The organism is Prevotella sp. C0026C3, assembly GCF_056590795.1.
This window is the reverse complement of record NZ_JBWPWW010000012.1, coordinates 1-20,613: the sequence shown is the minus strand read 5'-3', so window position 1 is coordinate 20,613 and position 20,613 is coordinate 1. Positions and strand designations below refer to the sequence as shown.

Here is a 20,613-nt window from a genome sequence, read left to right as displayed (position 1 = left end):
CTCCGCCTAAACAGCTGATATTTAGGAGTTTTCTAACATTCTTCCACTGCTGCCTGCGCCGCCGCAAGTCTTGCAATTGGCACTCTATAGGGAGAACAGCTAACATAATCGAGTCCTACGCGATGGCAGAATTTAACAGAGGATGGTTCACCACCATGTTCACCACAAATACCACATTTCAGTTCAGGACGGGTATTACGTCCCTTTTGAACTGCCATATCAATGAGTTGGCCAACACCGACTTGATCTAATACTTGGAATGGATCTACTTTCAATATTTTCTTATCTAAGTAGACCGGTAAGAATGTGGCGATGTCATCACGGCTATAACCGAATGTCATTTGTGTCAAGTCGTTCGTACCAAAGCTAAAGTATTCAGCCTTCGTTGCGATGGTTTCAGCTGTTAAAGCTGCTCGCGGAATCTCAATCATAGTTCCAACTTTGAATGGAACTTCTACATTCTCTTGCTCAAATAACTCCTTAGCCACTTTACGAATAACCCTTTCTTGCTCATCGAATTCATTTACTATACCGATCAAGGGAACCATAATTTCTGGATGAGGATCCAAGCCTTCTCGTTTTAGTTGGATTGCAGCACCAAGGATAGCACGAGTCTGCATCGCTGTAATTTCAGGATAAGTGTTTCCAAGGCGACAACCACGATGTCCTAACATAGGATTATGTTCGCTGAGGGAGTTGACACGTTGTTGTATCGTCTGTACAGAAACTCCCATCTCTTCGGCCATAATCTTTTGTCCTTCAATATCGTGAGGTACGAATTCGTGCAATGGAGGATCAAGTAAGCGGATATTAACCGGACAACCATCCATAGCTTTTAAGATGCCATAGAAATCTTGTTTTTGGAAAGGAAGAAGTTTTTCAAGTGCTTTCTCACGTCCTTCAGTGTTCTCAGCCAAAATCATCTCACGCATAGCTTTGATCTTTTCATTCTCGAAGAACATGTGCTCTGTACGGCACAGACCAATACCTACTGCACCAAACTGTCTAGCAATCTCAGCATCATGTGGGGTGTCGGCATTGGTACGAACAACCAATTTCGTATATTTATTGCACAACGCCATCAAATTCGCAAAATCACCTGTGATTTCTGCAGGCTTTGTCTGAACTTCACCTAAATATACCTCACCTGTACTTCCGTTTAGTGAAATGTAATCACCTTCGCGCAAAGTGATACCATCAATCTCTAATGTGCGCTCTTTATAATCGATATTGATGCCACCGGCACCAGATACACAACATTTACCCATTCCGCGAGCTACGACGGCAGCATGGCTTGTCATACCTCCGCGAGCAGTGAGAATTCCTTCTGCAGCACTCATTCCTGCTAAATCTTCGGGGCTGGTCTCTATTCTAACCATAATAATCTTATGTCCCTCTGCGCTCCATCTAGCAGCATCGTCTGCAAAGAATACAATTTGTCCACAGGCAGCACCCGGAGACGCTGGTAATCCTCGTGTTAACACCTTGGCTTGAGCTAGAGACAACTTGTCGAAGACCGGATGTAAGAGTTCGTCCAGCTTAATGGGCTCACAGCGCTGCAAAGCTGTTTTCTCATCAATCTCACCCTCTTTCAAAAGATCCATGGCTATTTTAACCATTGCCATACCTGTACGTTTGCCATTTCTTGTTTGCAAGAACCATAATTTACCTTCTTGAACAGTAAATTCCATATCTTGCATGTCATGGTAATGTTTTTCCAACTTCTCTTGGATGGTATTTAGCTGAGCATAGATTTCAGGCATTGTCTCTTCCATCGAAGGATACTTCGTGGCTCTAGTCTCTTCATCAATTTCCTGAAGTTTTGCCCAATTTTTAGAACCCGCCAAAGTAATCTGTTGAGGAGTTCTGATACCTGCAACCACATCTTCTCCTTGTGCATTTACTAGATATTCTCCATTGAATACATTCTCTCCTGTAGCTGCATCACGGCTAAAACATACACCGGTGGCACTAGTATCGCCCATGTTTCCGAACACCATAGCCATAACAGAAACGGCCGTACCCCATTCTTGAGGAATTCCCTCCATCTTACGGTAAAGAATTGCTCTTTCATTCATCCAACTATCAAATACAGCACAGATAGCACCCCATAATTGAGCCATTGGATCTGTTGGGAAATCTTTGCCAGTACGCTGTTTGATGGCAAATTTAAACAATTCTACCAATTGCTTCAGCTCTTCAACGGTTAATTCATTATCCAGAGTGATACCACGTTGACGTTTTACATCCATGATAATAGCTTCGAATGGGTCGATGTCTTCCTTGTTTACAGGCTTCATGCCTAATACAACATCACCATACATTTGGACAAAGCGACGATAGCTGTCGTATGCAAAACGTTCATTTTGAGTTTTCTTGGCAAGCCCTTCAACCACTTCGTCATTGAGTCCCAAATTCAAGATCGTATCCATCATGCCGGGCATAGATGCACGAGCACCAGAACGGACACTGACCAATAAAGGATTTTGAGGATCACCAAATTTAGAGTTCATCAATGATTCTATGTGATGAACAGATTGTTCTACTTCTGCTTTTAGTAGTTCAACAACAGCTTCTCGGCCTTTTTCAAAGTATTCATTACAAACATCAGTGGTAATTGTGAATCCGGGAGGGACAGGAATACCAATTAAGTTCATTTCTGCCAAGTTGGCACCTTTACCACCAAGCAGGTTCCTCATGTCCGCCTTACCTTCAGCTTTTCCATTACCAAAAGTGTAAACTCTTTTTTTAGTCATGTTAAAATGGGGTTATTTAATTATTGTTTTTATTATTCGTTTTATATTATAAGGTCAAACGCGTCAAGTTTGCACTCTCATGTAATTCTTTTGCAAATATAGCGTAAAAATATAAATGTACAAAGAATAGAGTCTCAAATTTGTAATCTCTACATTACATTTTTGCTGTTTCCGCAAACAGATAACCTTCTTATTATTCAATTCTTTATAAAATCCTATTTAAAAAGGATTAACTTCCTAATTCTAAATAGAATTACAGCTATCTTTGCCTTTATGAATTTAAAGAATTATCAATCTAAATGAAAGGATTCAAATAAATGAAAACAAAAATTGTATTAATAATAATGGCTGTAGCGTTTACATTTGTTGGTTGTAATACCTCCCCTCGTTCGGTAAAAAATGTAGCACAGCAAGTAGAGTCGAAAGAGAATTCTGAGAAAGCTGTACAAAGTCTAACCGCTCAAGAATTCAAGAATAAAGTCATGGATTATGAGAACGATAAACAATGGAAGTTTAAAGGTGACAAGCCAGCAATTATAGATTTTTATGCGACATGGTGCGGGCCTTGCAAAATGATGTCTCCCATTTTGGAACAGCTTGCAACCAAATATAAAGGACGTATCAATGTTTATCAGATTGATATAGATAAAGAGCAAGAGCTTGCTACACAGTTTGGTATACAGTCGATACCGACTTTTCTCATGATACCTAAAACCGGACAACCGCAAATGATAGTAGGGGTACATCATCAGGCAGAGTTTGACCAAATTATAATGAATGTTTTACTAAAGTGATGGTTACTGCTGATGTGAACTTCTTATCGGTTACTAGATATCGTATATAAAATAGGTACATATTGTTAGAAACGCATGTTCTTGTCAACGAAGTTTAATAGACTGTCTAAGTTTATTAAGTTATGTTATAAAACATACATATAACTGCACTATACTTTGATATATTAAAAGATATAGTCTATATTTGCACTGTGTTTTTCATGGTATTAGATTATTAAGGTTAATAAAGATTGGTTGTCGTGAGACAATCAATTTTTTTTGTTTTATTCTTATTGTAATTGGTTGATTTACCTTATCTTTGCAACAAAGTAAATCAATAACACAGATGAATTTAAAAATACGTTTGGCACTGATGAACTTTTTGGAGTTCGCAGTGTGGGGGGCTTATCTGACTTCCATGGGAACCTATCTCGTAAATATTGGGATGGCTCAAAGCATAGGGTGGTTTTATGCAATACAAGGTGTTGTTTCTATATTTATGCCTGCATTGATAGGTATTATTGCTGATAGATGGATACCTGCCCAACGCTTATTGGGATTTTGTCACTTGATTGCCGGAGCTTTGATGTTGAGTGTTGCTACCACACAAAATCACGTTTTTTTATTATATTCCTTGAGTGTTGCGTTTTACATGCCAACCTTGGCATTAAGCAATTCTGTTGCATATTCTGCCTTAACGCAGGCAAATATGGATACTGTAAAAGCTTTCCCTCCCATACGTATCTTTGGAACTATCGGATTTATTTGTACGATGTGGTTGGTAGATTTAATGGGGTTCCAATCCAATCAGTACCAATTTGTAACATCGGGCGTATTTAGTCTAATCTTATTCCTATATACATTTTCATTGCCTGCTTGCCCTGTTAGTAAAGGTGATGATAAGAAAAGCTTGGTCGATGCCTTTGGATTACGTGCATTTACTTTGTTCAAGCAGCGTAAGATGGCTATCTTCTTTATCTTCTCAATGTTGCTTGGTGTAAGTTTGCAGATAACCAACGGCTTTGCCAATCCTTTTATCCACAGCTTTAAACCGATGGATTTATATGCAGATACTTTCGGGGTAAGCCATGCTAATATGCTTATTTCTCTTTCACAGATTAGCGAAACATGCTGTATTCTTCTCATTCCGTTCTTCATGAAGAAGTATGGAATCAAAAATGTTATGCTTATAGCCATGTTTGCTTGGGTTTTGCGCTTTGGTCTTTTTGCGTATGGAAATCCCGGCAATGGTGTATGGATGTTTGTTTTGTCCATGATAGTTTATGGAGTGGCTTTCGACTTCTTTAATATTTCGGGCTCGCTATTTGTCGATAAGTCTACAGATCCGGCACTCCGTTCGAGCGCCCAAGGACTTTTTATGCTCATGACTAATGGAATTGGGGCTACAATAGGAACTTTATCGGCACAGGCTGTGGTCGATCATTTTACACATGAACTAAAGAAGTTTGATGAAGTATTTATTGTCGGTGATTGGCAATCTTGTTGGTTGATTTTTGCCGGCTATGCATTGTTGGTTGGTGTATGCTTTGCTTTGATTTTTAAACCGCAGCCGAAGGAGGTACATGAATAAGACTGAAATTATCTTTAAAAACATATCGGAGATAATTGGAACAAAAGATAAAGGACTTCTTGTCTTGGTAGATAAGGCCGAAGAATATCTGTTGTCAATAACATGTGAACGATATGACATGCAACTCTTCGACCTTTATTTCACAAAAGGCAAGATGTCGGAGCGTATGTTGCCTGCCGTTTTATGGAATATCATCAGTTCCGATCAATCCAATGCCTTTGAATTGTTAATATTAGATGTTGTGGATGGACAGTATATGACCGTATTGAATAATGTGGAGACATTAGACCAATATGCTATAAGAGCTACAGATGGAGTCCTTTTGGCTTATATGGCTAGACTTCCTATCAATATAGATACTAATCTTTGGGAGCGCCAAAGGGTGCCATACAATCCCAATGGAAATGGAGTGGCACTCCCTGTGAATGTCATTAGTACTCCTATGCTTAAGGAAGCATTAGAGCGTGCTATTCGCGATGAGGATTATAAACTCGCCTCTAATCTTAGCGAAGAGTTGAAAAGGCGTACCGATATAACTGATGATTCAAATAAATAATGAAAGAATCTCATTTTTTTTATGTATCGACTCTTCCCGAAACGGAAGAGTTACCATTAGATGAAGCCCAACACGCAATACGCGTATTGCGCCTTAAAACAGGCGACCAATTATGGTTATTAGACGGAGTTGGTAATTTCTATCAAGCAGAAGTAACTTTGACAACATCGAAAAGATGTTTATTCCGAATACTTGATATGATTTCTCAACCTAAAGGTTGGTATGGAAGTATACATCTAGCCATTGCACCAACAAAGAATATTGACCGTATGGAGTGGATGGTTGAGAAAGCTTGCGAAGTAGGTATTGACCATTTTTCTTTTTTACAATGCAAGTTTTCTGAGCGTAAAGTCTTGCGTATAGACAGGCTTGAAAAAATTATGGTTTCGGCTGTTAAGCAGAGTAGGAAGTCCATGATGCCTACTATCAATGAACTATCTTCGTTTGAAGAGTTTATAACCTCTCCTCGCAAAGGGCTTAAATTTATAGCACATTGTTACCCAGAAATAGAAAGAGAAGATTTCTTTAATATTTTACAGCAAACAGATGCGAATGAGGATATTACAGTATTGATAGGGCCAGAGGGCGACTTCTCTATTGACGAGGTGAAGTTTGCTATGGACAATGGTTATAGTCCTATATCATTGGGGAATAGTCGGCTACGGACGGAAACGGCCGGACTGTATGCTGTTATGATGTCGCAATTGACTAAAAGAAATTTAGAAGTATGAAACATTTTAGGATTATCATAGGAGTATTATTAGTGAATTTGCTATTATCTTGTTCGGATAGTAGCTATTTGAATCCTGTTCCAGCAGAATCAAAAGCTTTAATAGCTATTAATCCTGCCAAGATGAGTGGCATTGATAATGTTATTGTTTTAAAGTCACTTCTTCACTTGAAGAAATTAGACAAGACGGGGATAGACCTTTCACAACGTATCCTGCTGTTTGAATCGCCTGATGGGAATTTAGGGGCATGCATGAAAATGCGAGATAAGGACGATTTTCTAAAAACATTGGACAATTTAAACGAGCAAGGAGTATGTAGCAAAGTACAATCTTTCAGAGATTATAATTTTGCTGTGTTGAGAGATTCTTGGCTCGTAGGTTATTCTGATAAATCGCTTTTGATAATGGGACCTGTTACGGTATCTGGCCAAAGTCAAATGCGACAACAGATGGTAAAATATTTGAATCAAGATGAGGATGAAGGTATCTTGAGTAGTAAAATCTACGAGAAAATCGATTCACTGGAAGCTCCCATGTGCATGGTGGCACGGGCAGATGCCTTGCCTGAACAGTTGGTAGCCCCTCTGACTATCGGTATACCTAAAGGTGCTGATGCGTCAAGAGTTTATATTTGTGCAAATGTAGAGAAGCATGGAGAATGTTTATTCTTTGATGGGAAGCCGTTTGCATTTAATCGTAAGGTGAATGAGTCCTTACAAAACGCATTGGCTATTTATCGCCCAATCAAAGGCACATATGCGAATACCATGCATCCCGAAGATGCTATTGGCATCTTTATGGATGTGAATGGAGAAGCCTATTTACCTGTTTTGCAGAATAACAAGGGATTCCAAGTACTACTTTCCGGAATTAATTCGGCAATAGACATGAATAATATATTAAGGAGCATTGATGGTGAAATGACTTTGATAGGGAGGAATGATAAGGCAAGTCAAGGCATCTCATTAGTAGCCCAACTAGCTCATACAAAATGGTTAGCCGATGTTGATTATTGGAAACAGTCTTGTCCAGCAGGCAGTAGCATCGTCGATTGGCAGAAAGATGCATTCCATTTTTCTGATGGAAAGGCTGATTTCTACTTTGGAGTAACGCCTGATAAGCAATTCTATAGTGGTAGTACACCAGAAAAGGCTTTATCTACCATCGCTAATCAAGAGAATAGACCGACAAGAAATGACCAACAGTTGTTTGCCGGACAACGCTTTGTCATGATGGTCAACCTTAATCATATTGGGACAGAAAAGGGTAATATGGTTGGGGATTTTATCAGTCCTATCTTTGGAAAGGTTAGCCAACTCGTTTATAGAATCAAATAACCGATGGAAAAAATCAAGTTTAGCAATGTCTTGCCACAAGTTTTTACTAACAGAAGTGACATTCATTCTGATGTGTGGAAGCAGGATGTAGAATTTCAAAAGGGACATTTATACCTCCTAGAATCAGAAAGTGGTAAAGGAAAAAGCACCTTCTGCAGCTATATAGTTGGCTACCGGCATGATTATACTGGTGAAATTTCTTTTGATAATCGGTCTATCAGTGACTTTAAAAAGAAAGATTGGGTAGAGCAAAGGAAATGTCATGTAAGCCATTTGTTTCAAGAATTGAGACTCTTTCCAGAACTTACTGCTTATGAAAATGTAGAAATCAAGAATCATATTACCGCTTTTAAGACAGATGCCCAAATTCATGATTGGTTCGAACGTCTTGGAATTGTAGACAAGATGAATACTAAAGTTGGGCTTATGTCTTTTGGTCAACAACAGCGTGTAGCCTTTATAAGAGCTTTGGTTCAGCCATTTGATTTCTTATTGGCAGACGAACCTATCAGTCATCTTGATGACAAGAATTCGACAATTATGGCTGAAATTATGTTAGAAGAAGCTAAGAAGCAAGGCGCGGGTATTATTGTTACCAGTATTGGAAAGCATATGGATATGAATTACGAAAGAGTTTTGAGATTATGAAACTTGTTTGGAAGTTACTAAGACAACATATCAGCATTCCGCAGTTTGCCGGTTTTTTCTTTGCAAACCTGTTTGGAATGACCATCGTTCTGTTAGGTTTTCAATTTTATCATGATATATCTTCGGTACTCACAGCAGAAGATAGCTTCATGCGTTCGGGCTTTCTGGTTATTAATAAGAAAATAGGAGCAGGTAATACATTAAGTGCAAAAGCCAGCAATTTCAGTGATGCTGAAGTAGAAGACTTGGAAAATCAAGACTTCATTACCGACTTAGGAACCTTTACAAGTGCAGAGTATAAAGCTGATGCCAATATGTCTGTCAATGGGACAAGCGTTCTGAATAATGGTGAAATATCCTTTGAGAGCATTCCTAATCAATTTGTCGAAGTGCCTTTAAGTGCTTGGAAATATACTCCGGGAAGCAAGGTTATTCCGATTATCCTGCCGAAAGTATATCTTACGATGTACAATTTTGGATTTGCACAGAGCCATTCGCTGCCCAAAATCAGTGAAGGATTGGTGGGGCTGATAGACTTTTATATCAACATACGTGGTAATGGATATACTGATATTTATAAGGGCAAAGTAATAGGATTCTCTAGCCGTTTGTCATCAATATTAGTACCGCAGTCGTTCATGGATTGGAGTAATCAGCGGTATGCGCCTCAGCAATCGACTGCTCCTACACGCCTAATAGTAACTGTTAAGAACCCATCGGACGAACATTTTACAAAGTATCTGGATAGGAAAGGATATGAGCAGGAGAATGATAAACTCAATGCGGAGAAGACTACTTACTTCTTGCGACTACTTGTAGCAATGGTTGTAGCCATCGGTCTAATTATTAGTGCTCTTAGTTTTTATATCCTTATGTTGAGCATCTACCTATTGGTACAAAAGAATTCTGAGAAATTAGAAAATTTACTGTTGATAGGGTATAGCCCTATGCAAGTGGCATGGCCATACAGATGGCTGACATTGGTATTGAATTTTGGAGTTCTAATTTTGGCTTGGATTATTTTGTATGCCGTTCGTCTTTACTATATGGATGTTATAGAAGCGCTATTTCCTAATATGGATGATAGGGGAGTGTGGCCTGCATTGGTTGTAGGTATTGTGCTATTTGTAGGTATATCGACTTTCAACCATATTGCAATCGTTAGAAAGGTGATACATATCTGGAAGTATAGAAAATAGTATTGAGTTACTGCCAAGGCTTAACAGCGATACTGTTGTGCTTTGGCAGTTTTGCTGAATGGCTTATACAATAATGCTGCCAAAGCGTTGCAGTATTATTTATTATTCTTATCGACTTCTTTCTTTAATCTCTTTTTGCTACGGAAACGGAAAAGGTCGCGCCAATTAGTGAAGTCTTTTTTCAGGATAATTCCGACTCCTTGTGTGTTCAGTGTGTTCTTAATAAAGTATCGATCGTTGGTCTGATTGTACACTCGGATGGCAAAGTTGCCATTAGGAAATATCAGATAACGTAAATCAAAGTCCCCGATGAAGCTTGAAGTGGCGGTCTTTGCATTGTCGCGATAGCCCATCTGTCCATTAAAGAGTAGGCGATTGTTGAGTAGCTGACCACTGAATAATCCTTCATATTCTGCATTATTCAATCCTTCATCGCCGGTAGAGATGTTTGCCCCGAAGTTCCAATTAGAATTATTAACGACATTTTTCAGAACATTATTGATTTGTTGGCTCAGCGTACCGCTTAATAGACTCTGCATAGCCAAGCTTGTCTGGCTTTGCTGAGCCGACAATTCAGATGTGGCATTGTTGGTACCTTGGGTGTAGAAGCGACCTACAGCTAGCAGATATAATACTTGCTGTTTCATCTCTTCTTCACTATTTATAATACTGAATACCATCTGTTTAACATCGGAACTGACAGTAGGTAAATCTAGTGTAAAGTCGACTTTAGGAGCACTAGGAGTACCGCTAATATTCATAAGACAATTGACGCGTATGTTATTGCTCGAGAAACTACGTCCTATCTTCAAGTCACTCAGACTGACACCTACTACTGGATATAAGGCATTGAGGTTTAGGCGTGCGGCATAAGGGTCGCCACCAAAACTGATAGTTCCGCCTTGTTGGAATGTAAAATCTTTTTTAATGACGTTTTGGATAGTAAGTTTATAGAGGCCATCGGATACCACATAATTGCCAAACATGTCGAACGAGCCCTTATTATAATATGTGGCACTGATTCCTCCTGTGCCTTTCAAATCAATATAGTCACCGGTTTGTTGGTCCATGATGAGTCTGATGATAGCGTCAGGGGTCATGTTGATGAGAAACTTGATACGTATATCTGTAGGAATATCAGGAGTGTCGTCTTCATTCTGTAGGTCTTGCTCAGCTCGTAAGTGAAGGTGCTGGATAGAATCTGTCGCAATAGTATCTCTGTCAGACCACTTGATGAATTCCTGAGAAGATATAGCTGCCGGACTTGCCACGTTATAAACGAATTGACTCCCTTTCTCCGGCGTGGCATTGACATCAATGACTACTTCGCCACTGCGGCCGGTAATAGAGCATGTACCGGTTGTGTAAGCCGTTCCATAAAACGTATTTCCCCCAAATTCATGAGTATCGTAGGCTAATAGGTTCCTTGCATCTACATTGATATTATACGTTAGATTGGTCAGATGTTCATGGTTGATGGTGCCGTGAACGATACCGATGTTATGGTTTCGATCGTAGATTGTATCATGCTTTAAGATGATATGGTCGGGAATAAGTGTTACTGTATCGTTCTTTAATGTATAATCTGTATTGAGACTTAGCATGTGTACATTGCCCGAAGCAACTAGTAGCCCGGTCAGATTGATGTTGTTCAGGGGGCCAAACAGTCGCACTTTACCATTTGCGGTTGCTGTTATATTGTTCATGAATGTCCCACAAAAACTCTCTAAGAATTCTAGTCTGGTGTTATCGGCAGCTATACCTAAATCTATATAATTCTTTTTGGGCGATACATAACCTTTGATAATGGTTTGCTTGTCGGTTTCATCAAGCGCTTGAGCATCTATGTTTATTTGTCCTTCTTGGTGATTATAGTTTACATGGGCAAAGAGTGTACCCATGCGGCCATTCTCAAATCGGAATTCGTTGACGCGTAGATTAGCGTGAGCTTTGGGCTCAGTAAAAACTGATGTAACGTAAGCTTGGCCGGTAGCAAGACCACTAAAATCTACAGCATGGAAGTTGACTAAATTCAAAATGTAGTTGACATTGACATCTTGCAAGTCTACTGTTAGGGAATCCTCCATACTTTTTGTGGCCATTCCCGATACAATGATATGCTGCTTGTTGTGGGATATTTCAAAATGATCAACGGTTAGATGGTTCTTACTATAAATGATATCACTGGGCTGGACATGCCAAATTGTGTCGCCGACAAGAATATTTGATGGGTGTATCTTGACATGGGCAGAAGACACACCACCATCAGTTCTAAAGAAGTCGGCCTCTGTAGACAATTGTCCTCTAAATAATTTCTTCCTTTTATTGTCCCATGAGAGAATTGCTCCCAGCTTGTTGTTGGCGGCATGAGACTGGAGGTTCCAATAGAAACCGTTTCCCTTGTCGTCTAGCATTTTCAATCTAGCGTTGGCTTTCAACGTGTCATTGGGCGTAGTTACTTCAATGAAGGCGTCTTCGTACTGTTTGTCTGCATAAGTGAAGTGTGGAACTTGGCAGATAAGATTGATCTTTTTATCAATGTCATTAATTGAACCCTTCAACGAAACTGTATCTTGGAGTTCCAAAGGAACGTTGAAAAGAGTCTTCAACCATTCTGAGTTGTAGAGTGAAGTGTTGATAGTAAAATTGTTATACTTGCTATTTGTAACTTTTGGAAGACCGGGCAGGGTGGGGAGTTTACTGCCTATTTGATTGGTTATGCTTTGATAGAGTGTTGCATAATCAAAGTTTCCCTGAATAGCAAGTGTCCCGAAATCACTCGTTAAATTCATGTAATGGATTTTGTCATGGTATCCCGTATTAACTCGCAGCTCATTGAGTATAAAATCACCATCACTCTTTGAGATATTAAGATTTGATACGACGAGTTGGCCAGTAGCTGTATTGAGAGATTTACCGACTATATTACTAGAAATTTTCCCGCTAATGAGAGCTTGTGACCAAGGTGATGGCAAATGCATGGCCGTTAGGTTTAAATTAGTAGTATGAGCTTCTAATTGGGCTGTTAATACCTGATTAATTTTGCTGATATTACCATGTAAACTCAATTGTCCATTAGGGTCGTCAACATTTAATAGTCCTTTAAACTGCATACCTTTAGCAGCTTGTACAAATTTTCCATTTAGATGAATATTCTGGAAAGAGTATTGGTTGTAGTCAAAGCGTGAGATAAAACCTTTAGCAATAATCAATAGAGGAGATTGTTCTTTTGTAGGCAATTTCCCATCTATATTGATACTTGATGCTAAGACGCCTAATTTGTTGTTATTAAGTATTTTACCAAGGTTGATACCTTTTGTCTCTAGACGTCCGGAAAAGTTGTTGAGATGCTTGCCTAAAGCTATATTAGCGACACCTTGACCGGTTTTTAATATTCCCTTTAGAGCAAGGTCTTGCCCATATCCACCAAGAAAACCTTGGAAATGGATATTGCCTAATCTTGTCATTTCTGCCGGGATGTTGAATTTGGTTCCTAGGCTTTCGGCTATCATCTTAATACCATTAGCAGATATTCGTAGTTCTTGTACGGCAGCAACCCAGCGTGGAGTGGACTGCCAATTGCTTAAAGAACCATTTGTATTTAATGTAAGGTCTTTCCCTGTTATATGAATATCTTTGATTCGAATAAATGTACTAGTTCCAGAAAAAGAGGATTGAAGTGTTATTGGATTGTTTGCTTCTTTGAATAATTTATATAAAAACGTTAAATCACAAGGTGTTATGGTAGATTTATCAATACTACCAATGAATTGCAATGAAGGCATTTCTATTCCATGTTTACCTTTTTTGAAACTGGCACGGCATTCTCCTAACTTGATAGAAGATTGAGGTAATTGCAGATGAAAATGGGATAGTTTAGCTTCATGCTGGTTTACTGTTAACTTAAAAGTCAGGCCTTTGACCGTCAAACTTGATTTCTCTGTGAGTGACAGCTTTTTACAATTCACATCTATCAGCTCTTTGGTGAGTTGGTTTAATATAAGATGTGCACTGATATTTTGGAAGGCAATATGATTTGTATTAAATGTACGAGAGAGTGTAACTGCTTCTCGCAAGTCATATGAAAAAGCACCATGTCTAATAATAATTGAGTGTATTGCTAAGTCTAATTTTGAATGTTGAGTTGTATCCTTTGATGCTAGAGAATCAATTACAAATTGGTAATTAGGCTTAGAATTAGTGGTTTGTTTATATGTGGTGATAGAGGTACCAAACAATTGAGCGGCAGAAATAGAGAGCTTACCATGGAAAAGGGGGAGTATATCGAACTTGGCAGATAACCGACTGGCTGATAACATAGTCTCACCATGCTGGTCTTGAATTGCTATCCCGTCGATAATTACCCGATTAAATATACCTAAGTTTACTCGTTTTATTTCTACTTTGGTACCTAATTTATTGCCAACGGCAATGCTAAGTTTCGACCCAATAAAGCGCTGTATTGCTGGTATATGCAACAATACAATTGTAAAGAAGTATATACTGACAAATGTCCAGATACTCCCATTTATGATATGTTTGTATTTACGTTTTATTCGCTCTCTATGAATTAATGACGCAAATTTAGTCGTTTTTTGCCTGACATAGAAATAAAAGCTGTCTTTTCTTGTTTTAAGTGTCCGCTTTTTAGTATATTTGCACTTGTGTTTATTTTTGTGAATGTACAAAAACAATATTTATCAGTTTAAATATAATTATGGCAAATGTAATTAAGTTACGTAAGGGCTTAGACATTAACCTGCAAGGCAAGGCCAAGACTGTAACAAGAAGTCAAGGAATGAGCGATGTATATGCGCTTGTCCCAAATGATTTCATAGGCTTACAGCCGAAGGTAATCGTCAAAGAAGGTGACCATGTTAAAGCAGGAGAAGGCTTGTTTGTGAATAAAAAACATCCTTCGATTAAGTTTGCTTCTCCAGTTAGTGGTACTGTAGAAGCTATTGTGCGAGGTGATCGTAGAAAAGTCCTTAGCGTGAATGTAAAGGCAGATGCAGAACAGCAATTTATAGATTTCGGTGTAAAAGATGTGAATAGCCTTGATGCAGAAAGCGTTAAACAGTCTTTGTTAGAAGCCGGTCTCTTTGGTTTCATCAACCAATTGCCGTATGCAGTGTCAACAACAGAGGATGTAGAACCTAAAGCTATTTTTGTATCTGCTTTGCGTGATATGCCTTTGGCCGCAGATTTCGAGGTTGAGTTAGAAGGTAATGAATCTGCCTTTCAAACCGGACTTACTGCCTTATCGAAGATTCAAAAAACATATTTGGGAATTGGAGCCAATCAAAAGAGTGATGCATTGACAAATGCCAAAGATGTTGAAGTAACAATCTTTGATGGTCCATGTCCCGCTGGTAATGTCGGAATACAAGTGAATCATTTGTCACCGGTGAATAAAGGTGAAGTGGTTTGGACGGTAGAGCCATCTGTAGTTATCTTTATTGGTCGCTTGTTTACAACAGGTAAAGTAGATTTAACACGTACAATAGCTATTGCCGGAAGTAAGATTCATGAACCGGATTATGTTAAAACTTTGGTGGGAACTCCACTTAAGGATTTGCTCAAAGATAAGTTGAAAACTATAGATAATGTGCGTATTATTAATGGTAATCCTTTGACAGGGCGTAAAGCGTTATTAGATGATTTCCTTGGAGCGCATACATCAGAAGTAACTGCTATTCCCGAAGGTGACAATGTAAATGAAATGTTCGGATGGATTTTACCGAGAATCTCTCAATTCTCTGTCAATCGCAGCTATTTCTCTTGGTTGCAAGGGAAGAAGAAAGCTTATAAATTGGATGCTCGAATCAAAGGTGGAGAGCGTCACATGATTATGAGTGGAGAGTATGATAAGGTGTTGCCAATGGATATTATGGCTGAATTCCTTATTAAATCTATTATTGCGGGTGATATTGATAAGCAAGAACAGCTAGGTATTTATGAAGTAAGTCCAGAAGATTTTGCTTTGGCTGAATTTGTCGATAGCTCAAAATTGCCCCTACAGCAAATCGTACGTAATGGACTAGATATCCTACGTAAAGAAAATGCTTAAGGTATAAAACGTAGTTATATTTATTATGAGTTTAAAAAAATACATAGATAGAATCAGACCAAACTTTGAAGAGGGAGGGAAGTTGCACGCATTTAAGAGCGTTTTTGAAGGCTTCGAGACTTTCCTATATGTTCCAAACGAAACTTCAAAGACTGGCGTTTCGATTCACGACTCAATAGATTCAAAGAGAATCATGAGTATAGTGGTGATTTCTTTATTGCCCGCTTTACTTTTCGGAATGTATAATGTCGGCTACCAAAATTATTTAGCTGCGGGTACATTGACCACAGCTTCATTTACTGAAATATTTACTTTCGGAATGTTGGCTGTACTTCCAAAAGTAATTATCTCTTATATAGTAGGATTGGGTATAGAGTTTGCTTGGGCGCAATGGAAAGGAGAGGAGATACAAGAGGGTTATCTTGTGACTGGTATCTTAATTCCATTGATTATTCCTGTAACCACTCCTATTTGGATTTTGGTTATTGCAATAGCTTTCTCTGTCATATTTGCTAAAGAGATATTTGGTGGTACGGGAATGAATATTTTCAATGTTGCACTTGTAACTCGTGCATTTTTATTCTTCTCTTATCCCCAAACAATGAGTGGTGACAGTGTCTGGATAGCTAAAAATTCCATATTCGGTTTAGGCAATACGCTTCCTGACGGTTTCACGGCAGCGACACCCCTTGGTCAATTAGGCCAGAATATTATTCCAACTGCAAGTCTCAACGACATGTTTGTAGGTTTTATCCCCGGTTCAATAGGCGAAACTTCTATTATAGCAATAGCTATTGGCGCCATTATCTTATTGTGGACAGGCATTGCTTCTTGGAAGATTATGTGTAGTGTATTTGTCGGTGGCGGTATTGTAGCAGCTTTATTTAATATTGGTGGTGCTACTGATATTCCTTGGTATGAACATCTTATCTTAGGTGGATTTGCATTTGGAGCAGTTTTTATGGCTACAGACCCTGTAACAAGTGCACGAACAGAAATCGGTAAATATATTTATGGTTTCATCATTGGAGCGATGGCTGTTATTATACGTGTGCTTAATCCCGGATATCCGGAAGGTATGATGCTGGCTATCTTGCTGATGAATATGTTTGCTCCAACAATTGATTACTGTGTAGTACAGCGAAATATTGCTAAGCGTACCAAGCGTACCAGCAAATAATATTGCCACTACTGAAATTATAATTATTGAACAATGAAAACAAATTCAAATTCATATACGATTATCTATTCAATGGTAATTGTAGTGGTTGTGGCCTTTCTTTTGGCATTTGTGTTTCAAGCATTGAAGCCGGCGCAAGATGCTAACGTTGCCTTAGATAAGAAAAAGCAACTACTCTATGCCCTTAACATTCGTGACATCAATGACGCAGAGGCTGTCAAGAAATATCATGAGGTGGTATTGGCAGATGAGATTATCAATCCAAATGGAGAGGTCTTAGCACCCGGAGAACAAGGTGGAGAAAACACCGGGTTCAAATTGAATAGTAAAGATACTAAAGAAGGTCGTCTCGCTCTGTATATTTGTAAAGTCAATGGTGAAGAGAAATATATCATTCCAGTATATGGTATGGGACTTTGGGGACCTATCAGCGGGTACATTTCTTTAAATGCCGACAAGGAAACTATATTTGGTGCTTACTTCAACCATGAGAGTGAGACAGCTGGACTTGGTGCTGAAATCAAAGATAGTAGAGCTTGGCAGGCTCAATTCCAAGGCAAAAAAATATTTGGGAAAGATGGAGTTGCCATCGCAATTACTGTTAGCAAAAAGGTAGAAGACCCTCAGAGAGAAGTTGATGGCGTCACCGGTGCAACTCTGACATCAAATGGTGTGACAGAGATGCTCCACACTTGTTTGGGACAATATCTTAAATTTTTAAAGGATAAATAATATGGCATTATTCTCAAAACAAAATAAAGAGACATTTATCAATCCTCTGAACCTAGATAATCCTATCATGGTTCAGGTGTTGGGAATATGTAGTGCTCTTGCTGTAACAAGTCAATTGAAGCCTTCTATAGTTATGGGATTGGCTGTAACGGTTATTACTGCATTTAGCAACGTGATAATCTCACTTATTCGTAATACGATTCCGATGCGAATAAGAATTATTGTACAGTTGGTTGTAGTAGCAGCTTTGGTAACTATTGTAAGTCAATTGTTGAAGGCAGTAGCCTATGATGTGAGTGTCCAGTTGTCCGTTTATGTAGGTCTTATCATTACCAACTGTATTCTGATGGGCCGACTTGAGGCCTTCGCCATGACGAATAAACCTTGGCCAAGTTTTTTAGATGGTTTAGGAAATGGCTTAGGTTATGCTTTGATTCTTGTTGTGGTAGGTTTCTTTCGTGAACTTTTGGGACGCGGTTCCTTGCTAGGATTCCAGTTAATACCCCAAGGAGTGTACGACGCAGGATATATTAATAATGGTATGATGACCATGCCTGCTATGGCATTATTACTTGTCGGGTGTGTGATTTGGATACACCGTGCTTACTTTTATAAAGAGAAATAATTAAGATGGAACATATTATTAGTCTTTTCTTTAGGTCCATATTTGTGGATAATATGATTTTCGCATTCTTCCTTGGTATGTGTTCATTCCTTGCTGTAAGTAAGAATGTGAAGACGAGTTTGGGATTAGGACTTGCCGTTACCTTTGTATTGCTAGTTACGGTACCGGTGGATTACCTGCTCCAAACGAAGGTTTTAGGTCCCGATTGTTTGATAGAGGGTGTGGATTTGTCTTATTTGAGTTTCATTCTCTTTATAGCAGTCATTGCAGGTATTACTCAATTGGTTGAGATGACGGTCGAGAAGTTTAGTCCATCTCTCTACTCTGCGTTGGGTATCTTCTTACCTTTGATAGCAGTAAACTGTGCTATTATGGGAGCTTCTCTCTTCATGCAGCAGCGTATCAACCTTGATCCAAGCAACACACAGTATATTGGGAGTATTTGGGATAGTATTGCTTATGCTATAGGTAGTGGTATTGGATGGACGCTGTCTATCGTGAGTATGGGCGCTATTCGTGAGAAAATGCAGTATAGTGATGTGCCAAAGCCTCTACAGGGACTTGGTATTACATTTATTACAGTGGGACTCATGGCTATGGCCATGATGTGCTTCTCTGGTCTAAAAATATAATATAAGATATGGGACAGTTTATATTAATAAGTATACTCGTATTCTTGGCGATTATCCTACTGCTGGTAGTCGTACTACTTGTGGCTAAAAAGTATCTTAGTCCAAGTGGAAACGTAAATCTTGTTGTTAATGATGAGAAGACTCTCAATGTAGAACAAGGAAGTTCGTTGCTTTCTACACTAACTCAAAATGGCATACATCTTTCTTCTGCTTGTGGTGGAAAAGGTAGTTGCGGTCAGTGCCGTGTACGTGTTACAGAGGGTGGTGGAGAGATATTAGACTCCGAACGTCCTCACTTCAGTCGCAAAGAAGTGAAAGAACATTGGCGACTTGGATGCCAATGTAAGGTCAAAGGCGACTTGAAGATTAAAGTACCAGAGAGCGTTCTTGGCGTAAAAGAGTGGGAGTGTACGGTCATTAGTAACAAGAATGTCAGCTCATTTATCAAGGAATTTAAGGTGGCATTACCCCCTGGAGAGCATATGGACTTCATTCCCGGTTCCTATTCGCAGATTAGAATTCCTGCTTACGACGTCATTGATTACGATAAGGATTTTGATAAAAATGATATTGGCGAAGAGTATCTTTCCGCTTGGAAGAATTTCAATATTCTGTCATTGAAGGCTCATAACCCTGAAGATACGGTACGTGCATACTCTATGGCCAACTATCCTGATGAGGGAGACATCATCACTTTGACGGTGCGTATTGCCAGCACACCATTCCTTCCACGTCCACAGGTAGGTTTCCAAGATGTACCGACGGGTATTGCATCGAGTTATATCTTCTCTTTAAAGCCGGGTGATAAGGTGACGATGAGTGGCCCTTATGGTGATTTCCATCCTATTTTAGACTCCGGAAAAGAGATGATTTGGGTTGGTGGTGGTGCCGGAATGGCTCCTCTACGCTCACAGATTATGTACATGTTGAAGACGCTCCACACCCGCGACCGCGAGATGCATTATTTCTATGGTGCGCGTTCTTTGAGCGAAGCATTCTTCTTAGAAGATTTCCATGAATTGGAAAAGGAATATCCTAATTTCCATTTCCATTTGGCGCTAGACCGTCCAGATCCTAAGGCCGACGAAGCAGGAGTGGCTTATACGGCCGGTTTTGTACACCAAGTGATGTACAACACCTACTTGAAAGACCATGAAGCGCCCGAAGATATAGAATACTATATGTGTGGTCCCGGCCCGATGAGTAAGGCCGTACAAGACATGCTTGATAGTATCGGTGTAGAACTGGAATCTATTATGTTCGATAACTTCGGTTAATTCAGAAAACAGCAATCAATAACGAAACAGGCGTCTCTGCATATTTTGCAGAGGCGCCTGTCTTTTTACAAAATGGAGTTTGTGAGTTTTTAAGCTCTTGAGTTTATGAGTTTATACTTCCCCCTCCCCTTTATGGGGAGGGGCAGAGTGGGGCTGCTGCCCTTCTTTGTGTTTACGGTGTGGCGTGTGGTCAACACTGTCTTCATGCGGTCGATGATGGCGTTCACAGGGGCGATGAACGGGGGGGTAGGGGGCTGCACCGTTGATGATGGTAAGGGCGTTGACGGTTTCCACGAGTGTGCGATAAGTAGCATCGGCGGCCATGCGTGATGGTTTGATGATGCCCACCTGTACAGCACTCTCCTGTCTGGCACGACTACTCACCGTGTGGAAAAGCCACACTAATTTGACCCACGCTGGCAAAGTATTTTAGACCCAGTAAAACGATTTATTATTGACCCACTAAATGCCCTGGTCGGGTGGGTCATTTTATTTCGCTATTACTT

Annotated in this window: 16 protein-coding genes; 13 read left to right on the top strand and 3 right to left on the bottom strand. The window is 39.4% G+C overall.

Going from position 1 to position 20,613, the window contains the following annotated elements; translation table 11 throughout:
• Positions 1-32: 32 nt before the first annotated feature.
• Entirely contained in the window at positions 33-2,756 is a 2,724-nt protein-coding gene (gene ppdK / locus AC1EK4_RS08405; protein ID WP_480357820.1) for a pyruvate, phosphate dikinase, read from the bottom strand.
• 317 nt (positions 2,757-3,073) lie between these two features.
• On the opposite strand from ppdK, the gene trxA reads away from it, so the two are divergent.
• From trxA to AC1EK4_RS08370, 7 genes are all read left to right on the top strand, one after another.
• Positions 3,074-3,550 (top strand): thioredoxin, encoded by a 477-nt coding sequence (gene trxA, locus AC1EK4_RS08400; protein ID WP_036899817.1) that lies wholly within the window; start codon positions 3,074-3,076, stop codon positions 3,548-3,550.
• A gap of 325 nt (positions 3,551-3,875) precedes the next feature.
• Positions 3,876-5,120 carry an MFS transporter gene (locus tag AC1EK4_RS08395; RefSeq protein WP_036899814.1) on the top strand — a complete coding sequence of 415 codons (1,245 nt, stop codon included), beginning with the start codon at positions 3,876-3,878 and terminating at the stop codon, positions 5,118-5,120.
• On the top strand, positions 5,113-5,676 hold the full coding sequence (locus tag AC1EK4_RS08390; RefSeq protein WP_036899812.1) for a DUF151 domain-containing protein: 564 nt from the start codon (positions 5,113-5,115) through the stop codon (positions 5,674-5,676). Before AC1EK4_RS08395 ends, AC1EK4_RS08390 begins: the two co-directional genes overlap by 8 nt.
• The gene (locus AC1EK4_RS08385; RefSeq protein WP_036899810.1) at positions 5,676-6,407 is read left to right on the top strand and encodes a 16S rRNA (uracil(1498)-N(3))-methyltransferase; all 732 of its coding nucleotides are present in this window, start codon (positions 5,676-5,678) and stop codon (positions 6,405-6,407) included. The genes AC1EK4_RS08390 and AC1EK4_RS08385 overlap by 1 nt, the downstream gene beginning before the upstream one ends.
• Positions 6,404-7,744 (top strand): DUF4836 family protein, encoded by a 1,341-nt coding sequence (locus AC1EK4_RS08380; protein ID WP_036899808.1) that lies wholly within the window; start codon positions 6,404-6,406, stop codon positions 7,742-7,744. Before AC1EK4_RS08385 ends, AC1EK4_RS08380 begins: the two co-directional genes overlap by 4 nt.
• Positions 7,745-7,747: 3 nt before the next feature.
• Positions 7,748-8,392: an ATP-binding cassette domain-containing protein gene (locus AC1EK4_RS08375; RefSeq protein ID WP_036899806.1), complete on the top strand. Its 645-nt coding sequence runs from the start codon at positions 7,748-7,750 to the stop codon at positions 8,390-8,392.
• Positions 8,389-9,591, top strand: coding sequence for a cell division FtsX domain-containing protein (locus tag AC1EK4_RS08370; protein WP_036899803.1), 1,203 nt, complete (start codon positions 8,389-8,391; stop codon positions 9,589-9,591). The genes AC1EK4_RS08375 and AC1EK4_RS08370 overlap by 4 nt, the downstream gene beginning before the upstream one ends.
• Positions 9,592-9,686: 95 nt before the next feature.
• Here AC1EK4_RS08370 and AC1EK4_RS08365 read toward each other — a convergent pair whose 3' ends face one another.
• Positions 9,687-13,559 carry a translocation/assembly module TamB domain-containing protein gene (locus AC1EK4_RS08365; protein ID WP_480357817.1) on the bottom strand — a complete coding sequence of 1,291 codons (3,873 nt, stop codon included), beginning with the start codon at positions 13,557-13,559 and terminating at the stop codon, positions 9,687-9,689.
• 749 nt (positions 13,560-14,308) lie between these two features.
• On the opposite strand from AC1EK4_RS08365, the gene AC1EK4_RS08360 reads away from it, so the two are divergent.
• The 6 genes from AC1EK4_RS08360 to nqrF are packed head-to-tail and all read left to right on the top strand — an operon-like array spanning position 14,309 to position 20,107.
• On the top strand, positions 14,309-15,661 hold the full coding sequence (locus AC1EK4_RS08360; protein WP_036899800.1) for a Na(+)-translocating NADH-quinone reductase subunit A: 1,353 nt from the start codon (positions 14,309-14,311) through the stop codon (positions 15,659-15,661).
• Positions 15,662-15,686: 25 nt separating this feature from the next.
• Complete coding sequence (locus tag AC1EK4_RS08355) at positions 15,687-16,841, top strand: NADH:ubiquinone reductase (Na(+)-transporting) subunit B (RefSeq protein WP_036899798.1); 1,155 nt, start codon at positions 15,687-15,689, stop codon at positions 16,839-16,841.
• 33 nt (positions 16,842-16,874) lie between these two features.
• A complete protein-coding gene (gene nqrC / locus AC1EK4_RS08350) occupies positions 16,875-17,573 on the top strand; it encodes an NADH:ubiquinone reductase (Na(+)-transporting) subunit C (RefSeq protein ID WP_036899796.1) in 699 nt (232 codons plus the stop codon).
• 1 nt (position 17,574) lies between these two features.
• The gene (locus AC1EK4_RS08345) at positions 17,575-18,198 is read left to right on the top strand and encodes an NADH:ubiquinone reductase (Na(+)-transporting) subunit D (protein ID WP_036899795.1); all 624 of its coding nucleotides are present in this window, start codon (positions 17,575-17,577) and stop codon (positions 18,196-18,198) included.
• A 5-nt stretch (positions 18,199-18,203) separates the two neighbouring features.
• On the top strand, positions 18,204-18,830 hold the full coding sequence (nqrE, locus tag AC1EK4_RS08340) for an NADH:ubiquinone reductase (Na(+)-transporting) subunit E (RefSeq protein WP_036899793.1): 627 nt from the start codon (positions 18,204-18,206) through the stop codon (positions 18,828-18,830).
• A gap of 8 nt (positions 18,831-18,838) precedes the next feature.
• Complete coding sequence (nqrF, locus tag AC1EK4_RS08335) at positions 18,839-20,107, top strand: NADH:ubiquinone reductase (Na(+)-transporting) subunit F (RefSeq protein ID WP_480357815.1); 1,269 nt, start codon at positions 18,839-18,841, stop codon at positions 20,105-20,107.
• A 111-nt stretch (positions 20,108-20,218) separates the two neighbouring features.
• Here the strand turns inward: nqrF and AC1EK4_RS08330 are convergent, their stop codons facing one another.
• Positions 20,219-20,530, bottom strand: a complete 312-nt coding sequence (locus AC1EK4_RS08330; RefSeq protein ID WP_480357814.1) for a hypothetical protein — start codon at positions 20,528-20,530, stop codon at positions 20,219-20,221.
• Positions 20,531-20,613 lie beyond the last annotated feature (83 nt).

Coding starts and splice junctions, on each gene's coding strand:
- AC1EK4_RS08370 (WP_036899803.1), top strand. CDS start 8,389: ATGAAACTTGTTTGGAAGTTACTAAGACAACATATCAGCATTCCGCAG.
- nqrC (WP_036899796.1), top strand. CDS start 16,875: ATGAAAACAAATTCAAATTCATATACGATTATCTATTCAATGGTAATT.
- nqrF (WP_480357815.1), top strand. CDS start 18,839: ATGGGACAGTTTATATTAATAAGTATACTCGTATTCTTGGCGATTATC.
- AC1EK4_RS08380 (WP_036899808.1), top strand. CDS start 6,404: ATGAAACATTTTAGGATTATCATAGGAGTATTATTAGTGAATTTGCTA.
- AC1EK4_RS08390 (WP_036899812.1), top strand. CDS start 5,113: ATGAATAAGACTGAAATTATCTTTAAAAACATATCGGAGATAATTGGA.
- AC1EK4_RS08385 (WP_036899810.1), top strand. CDS start 5,676: ATGAAAGAATCTCATTTTTTTTATGTATCGACTCTTCCCGAAACGGAA.
- AC1EK4_RS08395 (WP_036899814.1), top strand. CDS start 3,876: ATGAATTTAAAAATACGTTTGGCACTGATGAACTTTTTGGAGTTCGCA.
- AC1EK4_RS08355 (WP_036899798.1), top strand. CDS start 15,687: ATGAGTTTAAAAAAATACATAGATAGAATCAGACCAAACTTTGAAGAG.
- ppdK (WP_480357820.1), bottom strand. CDS start 2,756: ATGACTAAAAAAAGAGTTTACACTTTTGGTAATGGAAAAGCTGAAGGT.
- trxA (WP_036899817.1), top strand. CDS start 3,074: ATGAAAACAAAAATTGTATTAATAATAATGGCTGTAGCGTTTACATTT.
- AC1EK4_RS08360 (WP_036899800.1), top strand. CDS start 14,309: ATGGCAAATGTAATTAAGTTACGTAAGGGCTTAGACATTAACCTGCAA.
- AC1EK4_RS08345 (WP_036899795.1), top strand. CDS start 17,575: ATGGCATTATTCTCAAAACAAAATAAAGAGACATTTATCAATCCTCTG.
- AC1EK4_RS08375 (WP_036899806.1), top strand. CDS start 7,748: ATGGAAAAAATCAAGTTTAGCAATGTCTTGCCACAAGTTTTTACTAAC.
- nqrE (WP_036899793.1), top strand. CDS start 18,204: ATGGAACATATTATTAGTCTTTTCTTTAGGTCCATATTTGTGGATAAT.